The 17299-nt window shown below is 68.6% G+C and carries 14 protein-coding genes; 6 read left to right on the forward strand and 8 right to left on the reverse strand.

Annotated elements, in window-relative coordinates:
• Positions 1-59: 59 nt before the first annotated feature.
• From PROPJV5_RS11570 to PROPJV5_RS11585, 4 genes are all read right to left on the reverse strand, one after another.
• Positions 60-1913: a hypothetical protein gene (locus PROPJV5_RS11570; RefSeq protein WP_119716516.1), complete on the reverse strand. Its 1854-nt coding sequence runs from the start codon at positions 1911-1913 to the stop codon at positions 60-62.
• A 56-nt stretch (positions 1914-1969) separates the two neighbouring features.
• Positions 1970-3889, reverse strand: a complete 1920-nt coding sequence (locus PROPJV5_RS11575; protein WP_119716517.1) for a PQQ-binding-like beta-propeller repeat protein — start codon at positions 3887-3889, stop codon at positions 1970-1972.
• Between the two features lie 64 nt (positions 3890-3953).
• On the reverse strand, positions 3954-5849 hold the full coding sequence (locus PROPJV5_RS11580) for a PQQ-binding-like beta-propeller repeat protein (RefSeq protein WP_119716518.1): 1896 nt from the start codon (positions 5847-5849) through the stop codon (positions 3954-3956).
• A gap of 294 nt (positions 5850-6143) precedes the next feature.
• On the reverse strand, positions 6144-7232 hold the full coding sequence (locus PROPJV5_RS11585; protein WP_119716530.1) for an ADP-ribosylglycohydrolase family protein: 1089 nt from the start codon (positions 7230-7232) through the stop codon (positions 6144-6146).
• Positions 7233-7419: 187 nt separating this feature from the next.
• Between PROPJV5_RS11585 and PROPJV5_RS12615 the strand changes: the two genes are divergently transcribed.
• Positions 7420-8913 (forward strand): bifunctional phosphopantothenoylcysteine decarboxylase/phosphopantothenate synthase, encoded by a 1494-nt coding sequence (locus tag PROPJV5_RS12615; RefSeq protein ID WP_220474426.1) that lies wholly within the window; start codon positions 7420-7422, stop codon positions 8911-8913.
• A gap of 112 nt (positions 8914-9025) precedes the next feature.
• Here PROPJV5_RS12615 and PROPJV5_RS11595 read toward each other — a convergent pair whose 3' ends face one another.
• Positions 9026-9907, reverse strand: a complete 882-nt coding sequence (locus tag PROPJV5_RS11595) for an SIR2 family NAD-dependent protein deacylase (RefSeq protein ID WP_119716520.1) — start codon at positions 9905-9907, stop codon at positions 9026-9028.
• Between the two features lie 195 nt (positions 9908-10102).
• Here PROPJV5_RS11595 and PROPJV5_RS11600 point away from each other — a divergent pair, with 195 nt between their 5' ends.
• Positions 10103-10618, forward strand: coding sequence for a hypothetical protein (locus PROPJV5_RS11600; protein ID WP_119716521.1), 516 nt, complete (start codon positions 10103-10105; stop codon positions 10616-10618).
• Here the strand turns inward: PROPJV5_RS11600 and PROPJV5_RS11605 are convergent.
• Positions 10532-11347: a protein-ADP-ribose hydrolase gene (locus tag PROPJV5_RS11605; RefSeq protein ID WP_220474427.1), complete on the reverse strand. Its 816-nt coding sequence runs from the start codon at positions 11345-11347 to the stop codon at positions 10532-10534. The genes PROPJV5_RS11600 and PROPJV5_RS11605 overlap by 87 nt on opposite strands.
• Positions 11348-11436: 89 nt before the next feature.
• Positions 11437-11778, reverse strand: coding sequence for a winged helix-turn-helix transcriptional regulator (locus PROPJV5_RS11610; RefSeq protein ID WP_119716522.1), 342 nt, complete (start codon positions 11776-11778; stop codon positions 11437-11439).
• 141 nt (positions 11779-11919) lie between these two features.
• Between PROPJV5_RS11610 and PROPJV5_RS11615 the strand changes: the two genes are divergently transcribed.
• From PROPJV5_RS11615 to PROPJV5_RS11630, 4 genes are all read left to right on the forward strand, one after another.
• Positions 11920-12555, forward strand: a complete 636-nt coding sequence (locus tag PROPJV5_RS11615; RefSeq protein WP_119716523.1) for an NAD(P)-dependent oxidoreductase — start codon at positions 11920-11922, stop codon at positions 12553-12555.
• 562 nt (positions 12556-13117) lie between these two features.
• A complete protein-coding gene (locus PROPJV5_RS11620) occupies positions 13118-13936 on the forward strand; it encodes a hypothetical protein (RefSeq protein WP_119716524.1) in 819 nt (272 codons plus the stop codon).
• Between the two features lie 519 nt (positions 13937-14455).
• Positions 14456-15736 (forward strand): hypothetical protein, encoded by a 1281-nt coding sequence (locus PROPJV5_RS11625; protein WP_147385446.1) that lies wholly within the window; start codon positions 14456-14458, stop codon positions 15734-15736.
• Positions 15737-15993: 257 nt separating this feature from the next.
• A complete protein-coding gene (locus PROPJV5_RS11630) occupies positions 15994-16992 on the forward strand; it encodes a DUF362 domain-containing protein (RefSeq protein WP_119716526.1) in 999 nt (332 codons plus the stop codon).
• A 197-nt stretch (positions 16993-17189) separates the two neighbouring features.
• On the opposite strand, the gene PROPJV5_RS11635 is transcribed toward PROPJV5_RS11630, so the two are convergent.
• On the reverse strand, positions 17190-17299 hold a 110-nt coding region (locus PROPJV5_RS11635; RefSeq protein WP_147385447.1), incomplete at its 5' end, for an integrase core domain-containing protein.

Here is a 17299-nt window from a genome sequence, read left to right on the forward strand (position 1 = left end):
GTTCCTCCCGGCTGGGTCGGTTCTTTCGGGCCTGGGCGTGTCTGGTCTCTTGGGCGGGTTCAGCGGAGCACGTAGAGCCTGTTGACGGAGAACGGCCACGTCAGCTCGACGCGCACCAGGATCGCTCCCGGGACCGCGGAGACCGTCGCGTCCAAGAATTGCGTGTCGGACCGATCGTTCCGGCTGGCCGCCCGGCACAGCTCCTCGAACTCGTCATCGCTGACCGCCACGTCAGCGGTCACCGGGCCATCGGGGGAGGTCATGTGCACCTGCAGCACACGCGCGCGGCGCGCGGCCTCACTGGTGGCGTCGAGCCTGGCGGTGTCGACCGTCGCGGACTGCTCGACGGGGCTCGCGGTACGGGTGACCGGGTCGAAGACGGTGGCGGGCCGCGTCACCGAGCGAGCGACGCTGCTGTCCGAGGCGGTCGCGATGAGGCTCGTGTGAGACCGGCGGTAATCCGGGCCCATGGTCTGTCCGAGGTTGATTCTCTGCACACCGTCGGTGCCGCCTGCTGCCGCCACCTCGTCGATGTTGATCGCGGCCGCCGGGCCGCCGTCGTCGTACGTCGGCTCCTCGGTGTACCGGATCGTCCAGCCGTCGATGAACAAGGGGTAGAAGTCATGATCGTTGAGGCTCACGTCGTCGAGGGCCGTCGTGCGGTCCGGGTCGTCCTGGGGCGCCAGGACGAGGGACGCGGTGAGTACCGACGTGTCCACCTCCCTGTGCAGGATGAATGTCGAGTGTCCTGCCGGGCCGGCGTAGTTGGGGGCGGCCCCTGAATCGGGGAGTGTCCAGAGGGTTTTTCCGGTGGTCAGGTCGATGGCCTCGGTGCCGATGAGGGCCGCGGTGTCGGTGAGCTGTACCGAATCCCAGTCGGCAGTCGATTCGCTCGTGATGGTGCGTTCGGCGACGACCCGCCCGGTGAGGGTGTCGAGGACGGTGACCAGTGTCCGGCGCACGGATCGCACCGAGCTCTTCATCCACCGTGTGAGGATGCTCTGGGGCATCCTGGTGTTGAACGCGGCGTAGCGGTGGTCGGGGCCGGTGATGATCTCTCCATAGTTTCCCAGGCTGAGGAGTTCGGCGTTGGGGCGGTGGTAGGTCCACCGGGTCGATCCGTCGGTGGGGTCGAGGCCGCGAATCTGGGTGCCGGTGACGAGGATGGGGCCGGCCGCCCCGGCTGCGAGCGTGTCCTTCTCGTCGAGGTCGAGGGCCCAGGCGAGGTCTCCGGCCACCGTGGTGGGTGTGGTGTCGCGTTCGGTGGGTTCTGGTGAGAACTGCTGGATCGGCCGAGCCGCCCAGGTGGGGGCCAGCGCCACGGCCAGGATCAGGACCAGGGCGACGAGGCAGGTGAGGGCGGTTGTGACGCGGGAGGTGTCACCGGAGGCCAGTGGGCGCCAGCGGGCGATGTCGTGCGGCCCTCCCAGGCGGCGTGCCGGGTGGGTGCGCAGCAGCATGTCGGCGCCGGCGAGGACGCCGGAGCCGAGGCAGGTGGCTCCGATGGTGACCGGGTAACCGGGGAAGAAGCCGGAAGTGGACGCCGCCCTTGCCGAGGCGCCGGCGCAGACGGTCAGGGCCAGGACCGACAACACGGCGATGGCGGTCAGGGCGGTCACCCTCCTGGCCACGGCGTCGGGGACGAGATCTCCGTCGGCGGATGCGGAGGACCTCCAGACGACGAGGAGGGCGGACGCATACAGGGCCACGACCCAGAAGGGCGTGCTCGTGGCGGCGTCGTGGCGCAGGAACCACACGGTCAGCGCCACCAGGGCGGCAGTGGCGAGGAGTGCGCCGGCGCGGATGCCGCGCAGCACGCCGATCCGTGCCCTGGTCATTGACGGCGCAGTTCTCTCGGCCCGGCTGGTTGCCGCGCCGGCGGCGTGCTGGTTCGCGTTGATGGTGGAGTCCATGGTGCCTGTCCTTGCTGCCGTGTTGGTCCTGTCGTGCATCCGGGCCGGGATCGGTGTCAGGGCTGACGGAGCGCACAGATCCTGGCGTCGTACTCGCCCTTGACGAACACCAGGAGCGCTCCAGGGGCCGCGATGAGCGACGCGTCACGGAATCGTTCTCCCGGCCCGTTGTTCTGGTTCTGGTACACCAGGTTGTTGTAGCGGTCCCCGTCCGTGATCTTCAGGTCATTGGTCACCGAGCCATCGGCGGAGACCAGGTGCAGCAGGACCGTGCCCTCCTCACGGTCGAGATCTGCGGCGAATGTGGTGATGTCGACCGTTGTGGATCGCCCGGCGGGGCTCGCGGTGCGCGTGACCGGGTCGAAGACGGCGGCGGGTTGAGGTATGGCGTCATCACGCTCGGTGGGTGGAGCGGTCGTGACAAGGCTCGTGCGGGACCGTACGAGATCCGGGCCGACCGTCCGGCCGAGGCCGATGCCCTGGACGCCGTCGGTGCCGCCGGCCGCCACCTCGTCAAGGTTGATGGCCGCCGCCAGACTGCCCTCGGCGTATGTGGGTTCGTCGGTGTAGTGGATCGTCCAGCCGTCGATGATCAAGGGCCGGTTGGCGCTGGTGGCCACCGTGCTGAGGTGGGTTCTTCGGTCCGGGTCGTCCTGGGGCACCAGGACGAGATCGGTGGCCATGTCTGATCCCGGCTCACTGCGCAGGACGAATGTCGAGTGGCCCGCCGGGCCGACGTGTGCGGGCGTGCCGGTGGTCCCGGCGGCATCCGACTCGGGCAGTGTCCACAGGGTCGTGCCGGTGGCCAGGTCGATTGCCTCGGTGCCGATGAGGGCAGCGGTGTCGGTGAGCTGGATCGGCTGGGTGGCGGGAACCGTCGTCGCCTCGGCCGCGAGCTGCCCGGCGAGCGTGTGTTCGGCGGCGACCCGGCCGGTGAGGGTGTCGAGGACGGTGACCACCACCTGCTTCTTGGCATACCATGATTCCATCCCCAGTCCCATGGGCCCCGACGCCTGGGCCGCGAACGCGGCATAGCGGCGGTCGGGGCCGGTCATGATCCTCGTCGCCATGCCGGTGCTCGGGGCGGGCAGGTTGAGCAGCTGGGCGTTGGGCCGGTGGTAGGTCCACCGGGTTGACCCGTCGGCGGGGTCGAGGCCGAGAATCCTGCTGCCGTCGGCGAGGATGGGGCCTGCCGCGCCGGCTGCGAGCGTGTCGATCTCGTCGTCGAGGTCGAGGGTCCAGGCTAGGTCCCCGGCCACCGTGGTGGGGACGGCGGGGATCTGCGCCGGTTCGGGTGCTGTCTGCTGGATCGGCCGGGTCGCCCAGGTGGGAGCCAGCGCCATGGCCAGGGCCAGGACCAGGGTGATGAGGCAGGTCAGGGTGGTTGCGGTGCGGGAAGTGTCCGCAGTGGGGAGTGGGCGCCAGCGGGCGATGTCGTGCGGGCCTCCCGAGCGGCGTGCCGGGTGGGTGCGCAGCAGCATGTCGGCGCAGACGAGGACACCGACGCCCAGGCTGAGGGCTCCGATGGCGGCCAGGTAACCGGGGATGGTGATCTCAGAGCCCGTCACGGTCGCCGCGTGCTCGAGTTCGAAGTAGTAGATGATCGTGCAGCCGGTCCACAGCAGGGCGATGACGACCGGCCCTGCTGCTCGTTGGGCCGAGGACCCGGGGTGGAGGTCACGGGGTATTGCCGCGGCGAACCACCAGATGATGAGGGTGGTAGGCAGGTACAGCGCCACGAGTACGAGGGGAATGGTGCTGTCCGCGGCGTCGTAGGGTGTGAACCGGACGGCAAGCACAGCCAGCACGATGGTGGCGAGGAGTGCGCCGGCGCGGGTGCCGCGCAGCACGCCGATCCGGGTTTTGGTTGTGGCGCGTGCTTGTTTCCTGGTTGTGCCGGTGTCCTGGTCGGTCGTCGTGCCGATGCCGGTGCCGGCGGGTTGCTTCTCGGGGCGATCAGTGCTGGCGGGGTTCATGGGGTTCCTCACGGCTGTGCTGGTTCTGTTCGGGCCTGGGCGGTTTCCGGTCTCTCGGGCGGGTTCAGCCGATGGCGTAGAGCCTGCTGCTGTCATAGATCTCAACGTGGACGAGGACGGCCCCGGGGACCGCGGCGAATGCCACGTCCAATCGTCCGCCGGATGCGCCGTACCGGTTCGCCAGGTGCCAATATTCCTTCTTGGTGATCCCTACCTGGCTGCTCGCCGAGCCGTCAGGCGTTGTCAAGCGCAGCCCGTATGGGGACGTGGGGTCCCTGCTGTCATAGCTGAGGTTGAACTCCGTGACGTCGACGGCGGCGGACTGTTCGATGGGGTTCGCTGTGCGGGTGGCGGGGTCGAAGACGGTGGCAGGTTCCGGTTCGGAGAGGTCGTCTTCTGGCTCAGAAGATTCGTCACTGGTGAGTAATTCGGATGCGACGAGGCTTGTGCGTGACAGCTCGTAGTCCGGGCCGCTGGTCTGGCCGAGGTCGATGCCCTGGATATCGTCCGGGTCGCCTGCTGCCGCCACCTCATCGATGTTGATGGCGGCGGCGGGGCCGCCTTCGTCGTTGGTGGTTTCGTCTGCGTAGCGAAGCGTCCAGCCGTCGGTGACCAGAAGAGGGCGGTGAACATGGTCGAGGCTCACTCCGCTCGCGTCCGGTCTCGGGTCTGGGTCGTCCTGGGGGATCAGGGTGAGGTCGATCGTCGTGGATGGTCCCGATTCGTTGGACAGCAGGATGAATGTCGAGTGGCCTGCTGGGCCGACATATGTTGCCTGATTGTAGAAGCCCCCGGCGGTTTCTGGCTCGGGGAGTGTCCAGAGGGTCTTTCCGGTGGGCAGGTCGATGGCCTCGGTGCCGATGAGGGCCGCGGTGTCGGTGAGTTGAATCAGTCTCAGCTCACCGACCGACTTGCGCGTGAAGATGCGTTCGGCGGCGACCCGGCCGGTAAGGGTGTCGAGGACGGTGACCAGTGTCCGGTGCACGGGTAGTTCCGGGTCGCGTCCTCGCTGTGGGTACATGCTCATGCCCGTCACGGTGATGAACGCGGCGTAGCGGTGATTGGGGCCGGTGATGATCTTGTCCTTGGAGATTCCCAGGTCGAGGAGTTCGGCGTTGGGGCGCCCGTAGGTCCATCGGGTTGATCCGTCGGCGGGGTCGAGGCCGTAGATCTCGCCACCGGCGACGACGACGGGACCTGCCGCCCCGGCGGCGATCGTGTCGATTCCGTGGTCGGTGTCGAGGTCGAGGGTCCAGGCGAGGTCTCCGGCCACCGTGGCGGGGACGGCGGGGATCTGCGCCGGTTCGGGTGCTGTCTGCTGGATCGGCCGGGTCGCCCAGAGGGGGGTGAGTGCCACGGTCAGGATCAGGGTGAGGGTGATGAGGCAGCTCAGGGTGGCTGCGGTGCGGGAGGTGTCACCGGAGGCCAGTGGGCGCCAGTGGGCGATGTCGTGCGTGCTTCTCCGATGGCGTGCCGGGTGGGTGCGCAGCAGCAGGTCCGTGATGGCGAGGGTGCCAAAGCCAAGGCAGGCGGCTCCGATGGCGACCGGGTGGCCGAGGAGAAAACCGGACTCGGACGCCAGCTCCACCGAGCTGCAGATGCAGGCGCCCAGCGCCACGACTGACAGCACGGCGATGATGGCCGGCGCGGTCAACCGGTTGCTCCGGTGTTCCGGGTTGAGTTTCCGGTGACGGACCACGCCGATGGCCCAGACGACGAGCGTGAGAAGGACAAACCAGGCGATGGTCGCGAGGGGATCACCCGAGACGATGATGTCCTTGGCAAGGAACCGCGCGGCCAGCGCAACCAGCGCGATGGTGGCGAGGAGTGCGCCGGTGCGGGTGCCGCGCAGTACGCCGACCCGGGTTCTGGTCATCTGGATCGTGGACCTGCGGGGCCGACCGGCCATCGTGCCGGCGGGTTGCCGGCTCCCGTGATCGTCGAGAGCGGAGATGGCCATGGTATGTCCTCACTACCGTGCCGGTCCTGTTCCGAACCCGGAACTTCGGCAGGCTTGCGCAGTTCGTTCAGGTCGTCCACAGGCCCCGCGATCCCCATGGGCACGTCGCGTCTCCTGTTTGCCAACCGGGCCGCACAGAACTCCGAGGACACGCCCATGCGAGCTGCCGAGCACCTCCAAGGAGGTTACTCAAGAACCATGCCGTGGTGAGGCCTTTCACGAGATGCAGGGGTAAATCCGGGGTTGGTTGGCTGCACCCGGCAAGATGGCCTGTGTCGTCCAAGGGACGCTAGGCTAGGCCGCGCCCCGGAGGGCGGCCCGCGCAGCCTCGATCGAGACGACGGCCTCGGCCAGCTCCCGCTCGTAGCGCGGCTCGAAGTGCCCCTCGACCGGCAGGCCCGCCCACAGCTCCCGGAAGCCCCAGGCGGCGCCGACGAAGGCGCCGCCCAGGATCGCCATCGAGTCGGAGTCGCCGCCGGTGTGCACCAGCCGGCGCACCGCGTCGGCCGGGTCACCGGCGTCGATGGCCCGCTGCGTCACGGCGGTCGCGGTGACCAGCGCCTCGTCGGCCACCCAGCCCTGCCCGAAGAACAGGCAGGGGTCGCCCCTGTCCGCCGCGAACTCGCCCCACAGCGCCCGCACCCTGGCGAAGCATGCGGCCAGCTCGTCGCAGGCGGCCTCGACCCCCGCGCGTTCGGCGGCCGAACCGAGCCCGGCTAGCGGCCGCACCACCTCGACGGCCCGCTCGGCCGCGCCGACCAGCCCGAAACCCCGGAGCCGGGCCGGCTCGGCCACGGCCAGGCAGTGCTGGGCGAGCAGGGCGACGACCGCTGCCGCGACCCAGCCCATCGGGTGGTCGTGGGTGATCTGAGACTGGGCGAACGAGGCCGCCGCCGTGACCGGCCCGGGCAGCCCGAGCAGCCCGGTCCACGGGGCGCGCATCGTCGTGCCGCAGCCCTTCGAGTCGTTGCCGAGCGCGCCCTCGCGCCAGCTCCGGGCGCCGCCCGCGGCGGCCAGCAGCTCCAGTTTCCCGGTGGCCGCCAGGCACGCCCTGCCCGGGGCCCGGTCGTTGTCCGGGTCGGAGCGCCAGGCGATGTACCGGTGGGCGAAGGCCTCGCGCACGACATCCCAGCCCCGGCCGGCGGGCAGGGCGAGCAGCGCTCGCCGCCCCTCGTCGGAGGCGATGAGGCCGGTGAGCGCGGTGTTCGTCGCCAGACACATCTGGGTGTCGTCCGAGACGACCAGCGGGTCGCTCGGGGCGGGGTCGGCCTGCTCGATCTGCTCGAAACCCCAGAACTCGGTGGGGCGCCCCCAGGCGTCACCCCAGGCGGAGCCGAGGACGGCCCCGCGGATGCGGTCGTTCAGCGCGGTATCGGTGCTCATGGCGGCATGGTCTCCTTCGGCGGGTGCGGCCCAGCGTAGAACAGTCCGCCCGTTCGCGGACCCGGGGTGCGCTCGACGCCCAGGTGGCGCAGGGGCGGACCCCACCCACGGCCGCAGGCCCGGCTGCTCCGTGCGGTGCCGCTCGCCCGCCCCGGTACGGTGGGGTCATCGTCACGAAGGAGGCCCCATGGCTGAGGACAAGGGAGCGGCGCACGAGGCAGGCCGGCCGACGGTGCTGCTCGGCATCAGCGCGAGCATCGCCGCGTTCAAGGCGGCCGGGCTGGCCAGCGCCCTGACGAAGGCGGGCGTCGCCGTGCAGGCCGTGATGACACCGCGCGCCACCGACTTCATCGCCCCGCTCACCCTGGAGGCACTCACCGGCAACCCGTGCCCGGTCGAGAACATCCCCACCGGGTCGGGCAGCGCGATGGAGCACATCGACCTCGCCCGGGCCGCCGATCTCGTGCTCGTCGCCCCGGCCAGCGCCGACGTCATCGGACGGATCGCCAACGGCCTGGCCGACGACCTGCTCACGACGACGATCCTCGCCTGCACCTGCCCCGTGCTCATCGCGCCGGCCATGAACACCCACATGTTCGCCAACCCCGCCGTGCAGGCCAACCTGACGCGGCTGACCGGCCTGGGCTACGAGGTGCTCGCCCCCGACAGCGGGCTCCTGGCCTGCGGCGACATCGGTCCCGGCCGAATGCCCGACGAGCAGGTGCTCGTGGCGCGGGTGCTGAAACGCCTCGGCCTGGCCGCCGATGCGGCAGAACCGGCCGCCGATGATGGCGGCGCCGCGCAGCTTCAGCCGGTCGAACTGGCTGACGGGGAACCAGCGACCGACAGAGCCACTGGCGATGGTGGCGCCGACCACCCCGACCCCACCGGTGGTGAGGTGCTCTCCCCGGCGGACGGAACTGATCGCGGCGGGGAATCCGCGGACCGACGTCCTGACGCCCCCGCCCCGCCGACCGCCGACCCGGCTGAAGCGCTGTCCGAGCCCGGGCTGCCGCCCCAGGGCCCCGGCGACCTGGCCGGCCTGCGGGTCCTCGTCACCGCGGGCGCCACCATCGAACGTATCGACCCGGTGCGCTACATCACCAACCACTCCACCGGCCGGATGGGTTTCGCGCTCGCCCAGGCGGCCCGCGACCGAGGCGCCCACGTCACGCTCGTGGCCGCCGACACCGCGTCCCCGCCGCCCGCGGTGGACCACGTCGAGCGGGTCGAGTCGGCAGAGCAGATGTTCCAGGCGGTCGCCCGGCAGGCCCAGGAGACCGACGTCATCATCATGGCCGCGGCCGTTGCCGACTACCGGCCCCGGCACATCGCCGACCAGAAGATCAAGAAGGGCGACGGGCCGGCGGTGCTGGAACTGGAACGCACCCGCGACATCCTCGCCTGGCTGGGCGAGCACCGGCGCCCCGGCCAGACGCTGTGCGGCTTCTCGATGGAGACCACCGATCTCGTCGAGAACTCGCGGCGCAAGCTGGAACGCAAGGGCCTCGACCTGATCGTCGCCAACGACCTGTCGACGCCCGGGGCCGGTTTCGGGGGCGACACCAACATCGTGACGATCATCACCCCGGAAGCCCAGACCCAGCTGCCCCTGGCGAGCAAGCGCGACGTCGCCGACCAGGTGCTGTCGGCCATCGTGCAGGCCCGGTCCGGGCACTGAGCGGGCTTCACCCTGCGTGTCTCGTGCGTCATTTCACAATGAACGCAGGCCGATCTCCAGAGCTGCGCAGTGAACCCCGCTCGAATCCCCGCTCGGGCCGGCTCAACCGGGTTCAGGCCAGCGCTTCCCGCAGCGCAGCCAGTGCCCGGCCTGCATCGGCGTCCACCGTGATCGAGCGGCCGGCCAGGACGGCCGGCACACGTGCCTCGCCGAGATTGAGCTGGGCGTACGTGGCCTGCGGGTTGGTGGCCACCGCCTGCCAGAACGGGTATTTGATGATGCCCGGGGTGTTCTGGCCGACCCCCACCTCGAGGTAGACGATCCTGCCGCCGGAGCGCTCGCGGCGGTACGCGGCGTAGCGGTCGGCGGCCGCGTCCCAGCCGGCGTCCTGCACGAAGGTGTCATCGGCCCGCAGGTTCATGCTCATCGGCCGCCCGCACACCGGGCAGTACGGCAGCAGCCCGGAGGGCACCCGCAGGTCCTGCTGCTGCTCGACCATCGCGGCGACGGTCTCGTAGTTGTCATAGGTGTTCTGGTGGCAGGGCAGTGAGCACTGCCACAACCCGTAGTCGCCCTGCGTGTAGAACAGCCGCTCCCGGTCGAAGCCGGCCCGCTGGAACTGGTGGTCGACGTTCGTCGTGAGGACGAAGTGATCCCTCCCGCGCACCACCTCGAGCAGATCCAGGTAGGGCCGACCCACCGGGCAGTCGTAACGGTTGATCCAGATCTGCCTGCTCCACCACGCCCAGTAGGTCTCGGGATCGGGGAACCGGTGGAAGCCGCCCGAGTACATGTCGGTGATGCCGAAGCGCTCGGCGAAGTCGGCGAAGTGACGCTCGAAGCGCTCGCCCGAGTAGGACAGCCCGGCCGCCGTCGACAGGCCGGCCCCGGCCCCGACGAGCACGGCGTCCGCGTCCGCGATCCGTTCCGCGAGACGGCCGATGGTCGCCTCGAAACCACCACTCGGACCAGTGATCCAGTCGTCTCCTGTCACGTGTTCCTCCGTTCCGTCAGGGTGCGATCAGGGTTCGGAATGCCTTCCTGGGTCCACCGTCACCCCTAAAATTCAGCCATGTCCTGTGTCTACCACCCCTCGGTGCAGGCCGATCTTCTCTGCGAGAAGTGCAACGGCGGACTGTGTCAGAGCTGCGCCGGCAGACTCCGCAGACGGCGCTGCCCCAGGTGCACGATGGCTGGACTCATCGAACGTGTCCCGGACATCGTGATCGACACCATCTTGGCCATCGTCTTCTTCGTCATCGGCATGCTGATTCTCCACTGGGTGACCAAACAGCCCTTCGGCTTCCACGGCAGCTGGCACCAGATCTCCGGCGACATCACATTCTGCGCAATGTGCGCCGGCTTCCCGCTCGGCCTGCGCATCGTGAACTCGCTACGTGTGAGAAATCTGACGTTGTGGAGTTTCAGGGGCGACTACCTCGAGCTGCTTCCCATGATGATCGTGCTCAACCTCGGGAAGTACGTCCTGATCATCGGCTTCGCCTTCATCCTTGGCGTCTTCGCGCTCATCTACACCAGCATTCACCATGCCGTGGTCCTCATCCGCATGCTGCTCCTCGGACGCAAGATCCGCAGCCTCCAGGCGATGCCCGCCGAGCTACAGGCTGTGCTGCCCGCCGAGCAGCTCGCTGTAGAGCCGCAGGTCGAGGTCCGTGAAGACATTGAGCACCACCGTGAGGGCTGAACCTGTCCGCCGCTTGTAGTCCCTGATCGTGCCCAGTGCGATGGCGGCCGCCGCATCGTTGGGGAAGCCGAACTCGCCGGTCGAGACGCAGCAGAAGGCGATGCTGGCCAGACCGCTCTCGTCCGCCAGCGTCAGGGTCGAGCGGTAGCAGGAAGCCAGCAGCTCACGGTGCTCGTCGGTGAGCGGGCCCGTCACGATGGGTCCGACGGTGTGGATCACGTGGCGGGACGGCAGGTTGAACCCCGGGGTGATCTTCGCCGCACCGGTCGGTTCGTCGTGCCCCTGCGCCCGCATCAGCTCGGCGCACGCCGCCCGCAGCTGGACCCCGGCGGAACTGTGAATGGCGTTGTCGATGCAGCGGTGGTTGGGCACGAAACAGCCCAGCAGTTTGCTGTTCGCCGCGTTGACGATCGCGTCCACCCTGAGCGTGGTGATGTCGCCCTGCCAGCAGAACAGGTCCGGGTCGTGCGGGGCTGCGGTCAGCTCATCGAGGCTCGTGACGCCCCTCTCGGCCGTCAGCTCGCCCAGGTAGGCGTCCTGCACTGCCAGGAAGTCCTCGCCCACCGGGGCGGGCAGGCGCACGTTCATCAGCCCCCGCAGCAGCCGCTGCTGGTCGTCGGGCCCGGCCGGTACTACGAGGTGGGCGTACTCGGGGTCCTCCGCGAGCAGCGCATTGAGCAGCCAGCGCCTGCGCTCGGCCTGGCTCATCGTCTGCGGATCGGTCGTCACCCCGTCAGCCTGCCGCCGCCGACGTGAGCGCACAAGACGGCACTTCGCGGTGCGGTGCTCACCCGCAGGTGACCCGGCTCCGGCCCGCCTCACCCGGCGACGTGCTTCTTGTACCCTTCGCCCCACTCCCTCATGGCGTCGAGGACCGGCTTCAGGCTGTGCCCGAGCTCGGTGAGCGCGTATTCCACGCGCGGCGGAACCTCGGCGTAGACCGTGCGGGTGACCAGGCCGTTCGCCTCCATCGCGCGCAGCTGCTGGGTGAGCACCTTCTGCGAGATGCCGCCGATCGAGCGCTGCAACTGGCTGAAGCGCAGTGCGCCATCGGCCAGGTCACGCAGGACGAGCACGACCCACTTGTTCCCGATGAGCGTCAGGGTGGTCTCGACGGGGCAGGAGGGCAGTTCGGCCGGCACCGTGCGCTGATGAGTCATCGCCTGTCAACTCCAATAGTTTCTTGAAGGTTGCTACAGCACAATCTAGTGCCTTCTTACCAAAAGGCATGAATCCTCTTAATCTTCAGTTGTCAACCGTGAACCCTGAACGCGGACATCACGACTGGAGGCAGAAGCATCATGACCAAGAAGATCGCCGTCGTCGCGGCCAACGGCAAGGCGGGCCGGCTCATCGTCGAGGAGGCCGTCAGGCGCGGCCACGAGGTCACCGCCGTGACCCGGTCGGCCAACCAGACGGTCGCGCCCACGAGCATCATCAAGGACATCGCGGCGCTGACCGCCGAGGACCTGGCCGGTTTCGACGCCGTCGTCGACGCCTTCGGGGCCTGGACCCCCGAGACCCTGCCGCAGCACTCGACCACGCTCGCCCATCTGTGCGACATCCTGTCCGGCACGCCGACCCGGCTCGTCGTCGTCGGCGGCGCGGGCTCGCTGTACACCAACCCCGAGCACACCGCTCGGCTCAGTGACGGGCCGGACTTCCCGGAGTCGTTCAAGCCTCTCGCTGCTGCGATGGGCGCCGCACTGGCCGATCTGCGCACGCGCACGGACGTGGACTGGACCTACATCTCGCCCGCCGCCGACTTCCAGGCCGAGGGGGAGCGCAGCGGGCGGTACATCGTGGGCGGCGAGGAACTCACGCTCAACGAGCGCGGCGAGTCGATCATCTCCTACGCCGACTACGCGATTGCCGTGGTGGACGAGATCGAGTCGGGCTCGCACAGCCGCGAACGCATCAGCGTCGTGCGCAAGTGACCCGGACGGACCCGGCCACGGGCCGCAACCCCGCGTGAGGTCCTGCCCCGCAGGGGAGCCCGCCCGCGCGGGAGCCGCGGTCGTCGACCGGGCACGCCGTCGCGACGGACCAACGGTCCGGCCACCTGCCGAGCCGGGCCTCCCCTCGTGGACGGGGCGGACCCCGGCGGCCGGTGGGTGAGACGGTCCGGCTCCGGCTTCCGACGGGACGATCGGAGCCGGTGCCGTTCCTTCGCGAAGGGGTGTTCTCAGGGTCGGGTCCGGGTCGCCGGACACGCCGGGACTTGCCGCGAAGCCCGCTCGGGCCGGGCCCCGCGGTAGGCCCTGCACAGCCCCTCGGGCATGCCCGATGGGTCCAGGGTGTTTCGGTGGATCACCTCGGGGGTCGTCGCTCCTATTGCCAGTTTCACAAGGTGAATCACCGTCTTGGTGGGGTCCGGGAGGGCGTTCTTCGCCGCCTTGGGCCGCGCCTGGGCCGGCACTTCCCCCACCCCCGGATCTGTGGGAATCTCTTTGTGCCCATCCCCCAATGGGAATACCTACGATCACAAGGAGTTTTCTCGTGAAGAAGTCCATCCCCGCCGCCCTTGCCGGCGCAACGGCGGCGTTGCTCATCCCCTCCATGGCCTCCGCATGCCCCGCCGACTGCGGCTGGTCGGGGGACCACACCCGGGTCGACGTGAAGGACCACGCGAGCACGAAGACCGACACCACGATGGCCCAGAAGGAAGTCGACCACGCCAGGAGCTTCAAGGACGCCGGTGCGCACCTGAGCCAGTCCGAGCGTGACTGCTTCCTGGGCAAGGTGCTCGCCGGCTCGTACTACGACAAGGGCAGCCGCACCATCCGCACCGATGTCGGCGCCCGGGTCAACGAGAGCACCGACCTCGAACACTTCTCGCACAGCGGCGGTTTCAAGGCCTCCGAGTTCTCCTACTGGCTCTACGAGCACGAGGACACCTGGTGGAGCAGCAGCTCCCACGGCTACAGCTACCAGGTGGGTGACGTGCTGTCCTTCTCGAAGAAGGGGCAGTTCACCACGAACCAGACCAGCGCGGAGTTCTTCTCAAGCGTCACCGTGGTGGCCATCTACGTCGGTGACGGGCGGGTCATCTACTGCGCCAATGACGGATCGAGCACGCAGATCAAGGAGACCAGCATCGCCACCCTGGAGGCCGAGCTGAACATCACCGTCTCGCTCGTGTCGCGCCCCTGCGACGACGGTGACTCGTCCTCGACCCCGAGCGAGCAGTCGTCCTCGACGCCCGTCACGAACGCCGAGGACGGAACCGATGAGGATGAGGCCGATGGCGACGGTGACTCGTCCTCTCACGACGGGGACGACGATGACGACGAGGATGGCCGGGACGAGTGCGAATGATTTGTCATGCAGGCGCCGGGCCGTCACGGCGAACGGCCCGCCCCGGCTCGCCGGTCACCGGGCTGTCGGTGGTTCATCGCGGCCCCGGTCGAGCCGTCCCCGCGACCCGTGTCCTCTCCGAGGGCACCTGAGGGGCCGGCTCATGGAAGGCGGCTTCGCATCCTCGTGTCTTCTGCCATAGGGGCCGCCTAAGGTGACCGTGAGCTGGTCGTAGGGCCTCCGTCCCCCCGATCCGGGGACGGAGGCCCGCCTTTTCTCGCGCCATGATTTCAGCTGGCGGTGAACATGAACCGTGGTGCGGCCGCTCCCTCAGGTGCTGGCCCCGGGTCGCCGTGAGCCGGATGGCTCGCGTCGGGGCGGGCCGCTTCGGAGTCCGGCCACCAGTGCCCACCACGCGCCGGGGCTCCGCGTCCGGTGGTGGTCCACGTTCCGGAAGGGCGGGCGCCGGGGTCCTCGGGCGCATACAATCGACGACTGCACCCCCTAGTGGAGCGCCTCTACCCCAAGGAGCTTTTCTTCATGAAGAAGTCGTTTCCTGCTGCCCTTGTGTGCGCAGCAGCCCTACTCATCCCCTCCACCGCGTACGCGTGCCCGACCGACTGCAGCACATCCGGCGGTGACAGCAGCACCCAGCTCGACGTGAAGGACCACGCGAGCACGCAGGTCGACACCGATGCGGCCCAGAAGGAGGTGGACCGTGCCAGGAGCTTCCTGGATGCCGGCGCCGATCTGAGCCAGGACGACCTCGACTGCTTCCTGAGCAAGGTGCTCGAGGGCTCGTACTACGACAAGGACAGCCGCACAGTGCGCACCGACGCCAGCGAGCGAGTGAGCGAGGACGTCGAGTCCTCGCAGAGCGGCACCTACGACGCCTCCCGGCTCGCCCGCTGGCTCTACGAACACGAGGACACCTGGCAGAGCCTGTCCCAGGACTACAAGCTGGGCGACGTGCTGTCCTTCTCGACCCAGTCGGTCACGAGCCAGAGCAGCGCGGAGTTCTTCGCGAGCATCAAGGTCGTGGCCGTCTACGTCGGTGACGGCCGGGTCATCTACTGCGCCAACAATGGCACCGACACCCAGGTCAGGGAGGAGAGCATCGCCACCCTGACGGCCGAACTGAACGTCACCGTCTCGCTCGTGTCGCGCCCCTGCGATCTCGACACGTCCACGACAGCTCCCTCGGTTGCGCCGTCCGAGTCGGCGACTGACCAGTCGTGCCAGCGCACCTGCAGCTCCGAGAGCTCGCAGTCCTCGTCCGAGTCTTCCACCAACGTCTCCAATGAGAACTCGCAGAACTCCTCCTCCAACTCATCGAACACCTCGGAGTCTTCTGAGTCCACGGAGTCCTCCTCCAGCGAGAATTCGCAGTCTTCTTCGGAGAGCACCTCCTCGTCCAACTCATCGAACACCTCGGAGTCGTCCGAGTCCACGGAGTCCTCCTCCAGTGAGAATTCGCGGTCTTCGTCCGAGTCTTCCACCAACGTCTCCAGTGAGAACTCGCAGAACTCCTCGTCTGAGTCCACCGAGTCCTCTTCCAGTGAGAACTCGCAGTCTTCTTCGGAGAACACCTCCTCCGAGTCCTCCCAGCCCTCGAGCGAATCCTCCGTGGCAGCCCCGCAGCAGAGCAGCAGTACGACGGCCCCGTCCTCGCCCTCCAGCTCCACGTCCACGAAGTCCTCGTCACGGCCCAGCAGCCTGCCCCGGACCGGCGCCGGCGCGGTCCTGCCCGTCGCCAGCGTCGCGGTCCTCGCCGCTGCTGCCGGCGGTTCGATCCTGGCCCGTCGCCGCAGCCGCGTCTGACGCGTCCTGGCGCCCGCGCCTGAACAAGAACAGGGAGGTCGTCACCACCGTTGCGGTGGTGACGACCTCCCTGCATGTGTGGTGCCGCCCACGATCCGATCGCGCCGCAGAACAGGTCACCATCGGCCGCGTCGTCGGCCAAGGGCTCTCGAAGGCCACGTCGCGCGGCTCACGGGGCAGGAGTAGCGTGGAGACATCCCCCTCATCCGTTCCCGGGTCAGTGGTGACTCCGCGGAGCGCAGTGGATTGGAGTCATCATGACCGGTGGAAATCCCGTTCCCGGTACTGGCGGGAACACCTACGTGCCCTACGAGCAGCGCGACGGCAACGAGTCCGTCGTCTACTTCACCCGAGACCTGTCCGCCTCCGGGCTGCGCAAGGCCTACACGAGGGTCGCGGGGAACATCACCGGCAAGGTCGGCGTCAAGGTGCACACCGGCGAGCCGAACGGGCCGAACATCATCCCGCGGCCCTGGGTGAAGGAACTCGTCGAGCAGGACCTGCCCGGGGCCAACATCGTCGAGACCAATACCTACTACGAGGGCAGCCGTTTCACCACCGAGCAGCACCGTGAGGCCCTGCTGGCCAACGGCTGGACCTTCGCGCCCGTGGACATCCTCGACGAGTTGGGCACCGCCCTGCTGCCGGTGTCCGGCGGCACGTGGTTCAACGCGATGTCGGTGGGTGCCAACCTGCTCAACTACGACTCGCTGGTCACCCTGACCCACTTCAAGGGACACGCCATGGGCGGTTTCGGCGGCTCGAACAAGAACATCGGCATCGGCTGCGCCGACGGCCGTATCGGCAAGGCCTGGATCCACACCGCCCCCGGCGGCGGACAGTGGGGGATCGGCGAGGAGGAGTTCATGGAGCGCGTCGCCGAGTCCTCCAAGGCGGTCCTCGACCACTTCGGTCGGCGCATCACCTTCGTCAACGTCATGCGGAACATGTCGGTTTCGTGCGACTGCGAAGGCGTGAATGCCGCACCGGTCGTCACCCCCGATGTCGGCATCCTCGCCTCGGTGGACATGCTCGCCGTCGACCAGGCCTGCGTCGACCTCGTCTACGCCATGCCGGGCGGCGAGAACAGCGCCCTGGTGGAGCGCATCGAGTCGAGGCACGGCCTGCGCCAGCTCAGCTACATGAAGGAACTGGGCATCGGCAACGACCGTTACGTGCTCATCGACATGGACAACGGCGACACCCGTATCACCGCGGCCGACGCCGTCGAGGGGATCGTGACGTTTGACAGCTGAATCCCGCGCTGGCCCTGCGTTTCTCGTGCGTCATTTCACGACGAGCGCAGGGCGAAGTGGAAGGCGTGGAAGCAACGGAGCATTGTGGGAACAGGCGACAGCAGACTGAGCGACTTCTGACCGCGTGGAATCAGTGCCTTGGCGGGGCGATGAACGCGATGGCGAACCATGCTCACCCGTCGAAGGCGCGGTAGAGCCTAGGTGTACTGATCGGGGATGTTGGTTAACCGTGTGATGGGTGGGAGGTTCCCGCAGGCCGTGTGGGGTCTGTGGTGATTGTAGAAGTGGATCCAGCTGGCCAAGGCAT

Origin of the sequence: Propionibacterium ruminifibrarum, from assembly GCF_900289195.1 — a bacterium.
Taxonomy (GTDB): domain Bacteria; phylum Actinomycetota; class Actinomycetes; order Propionibacteriales; family Propionibacteriaceae; genus Propionibacterium; species Propionibacterium ruminifibrarum.

Coding starts and splice junctions, on each gene's coding strand:
- PROPJV5_RS11570 (WP_119716516.1), bottom strand. CDS start 1,913: ATGGACTCCACCATCAACGCGAACCAGCACGCCGCCGGCGCGGCAACC.
- PROPJV5_RS11575 (WP_119716517.1), bottom strand. CDS start 3,889: ATGAACCCCGCCAGCACTGATCGCCCCGAGAAGCAACCCGCCGGCACC.
- PROPJV5_RS11580 (WP_119716518.1), bottom strand. CDS start 5,849: ATGGCCATCTCCGCTCTCGACGATCACGGGAGCCGGCAACCCGCCGGC.
- PROPJV5_RS11585 (WP_119716530.1), bottom strand. CDS start 7,232: ATGAGCACCGATACCGCGCTGAACGACCGCATCCGCGGGGCCGTCCTC.
- PROPJV5_RS12615 (WP_220474426.1), top strand. CDS start 7,420: ATGGCTGAGGACAAGGGAGCGGCGCACGAGGCAGGCCGGCCGACGGTG.
- PROPJV5_RS11600 (WP_119716521.1), top strand. CDS start 10,103: ATGGCTGGACTCATCGAACGTGTCCCGGACATCGTGATCGACACCATC.
- PROPJV5_RS11610 (WP_119716522.1), bottom strand. CDS start 11,778: ATGACTCATCAGCGCACGGTGCCGGCCGAACTGCCCTCCTGCCCCGTC.
- PROPJV5_RS11615 (WP_119716523.1), top strand. CDS start 11,920: ATGACCAAGAAGATCGCCGTCGTCGCGGCCAACGGCAAGGCGGGCCGG.
- PROPJV5_RS11625 (WP_147385446.1), top strand. CDS start 14,456: ATGAAGAAGTCGTTTCCTGCTGCCCTTGTGTGCGCAGCAGCCCTACTC.
- PROPJV5_RS11630 (WP_119716526.1), top strand. CDS start 15,994: ATGACCGGTGGAAATCCCGTTCCCGGTACTGGCGGGAACACCTACGTG.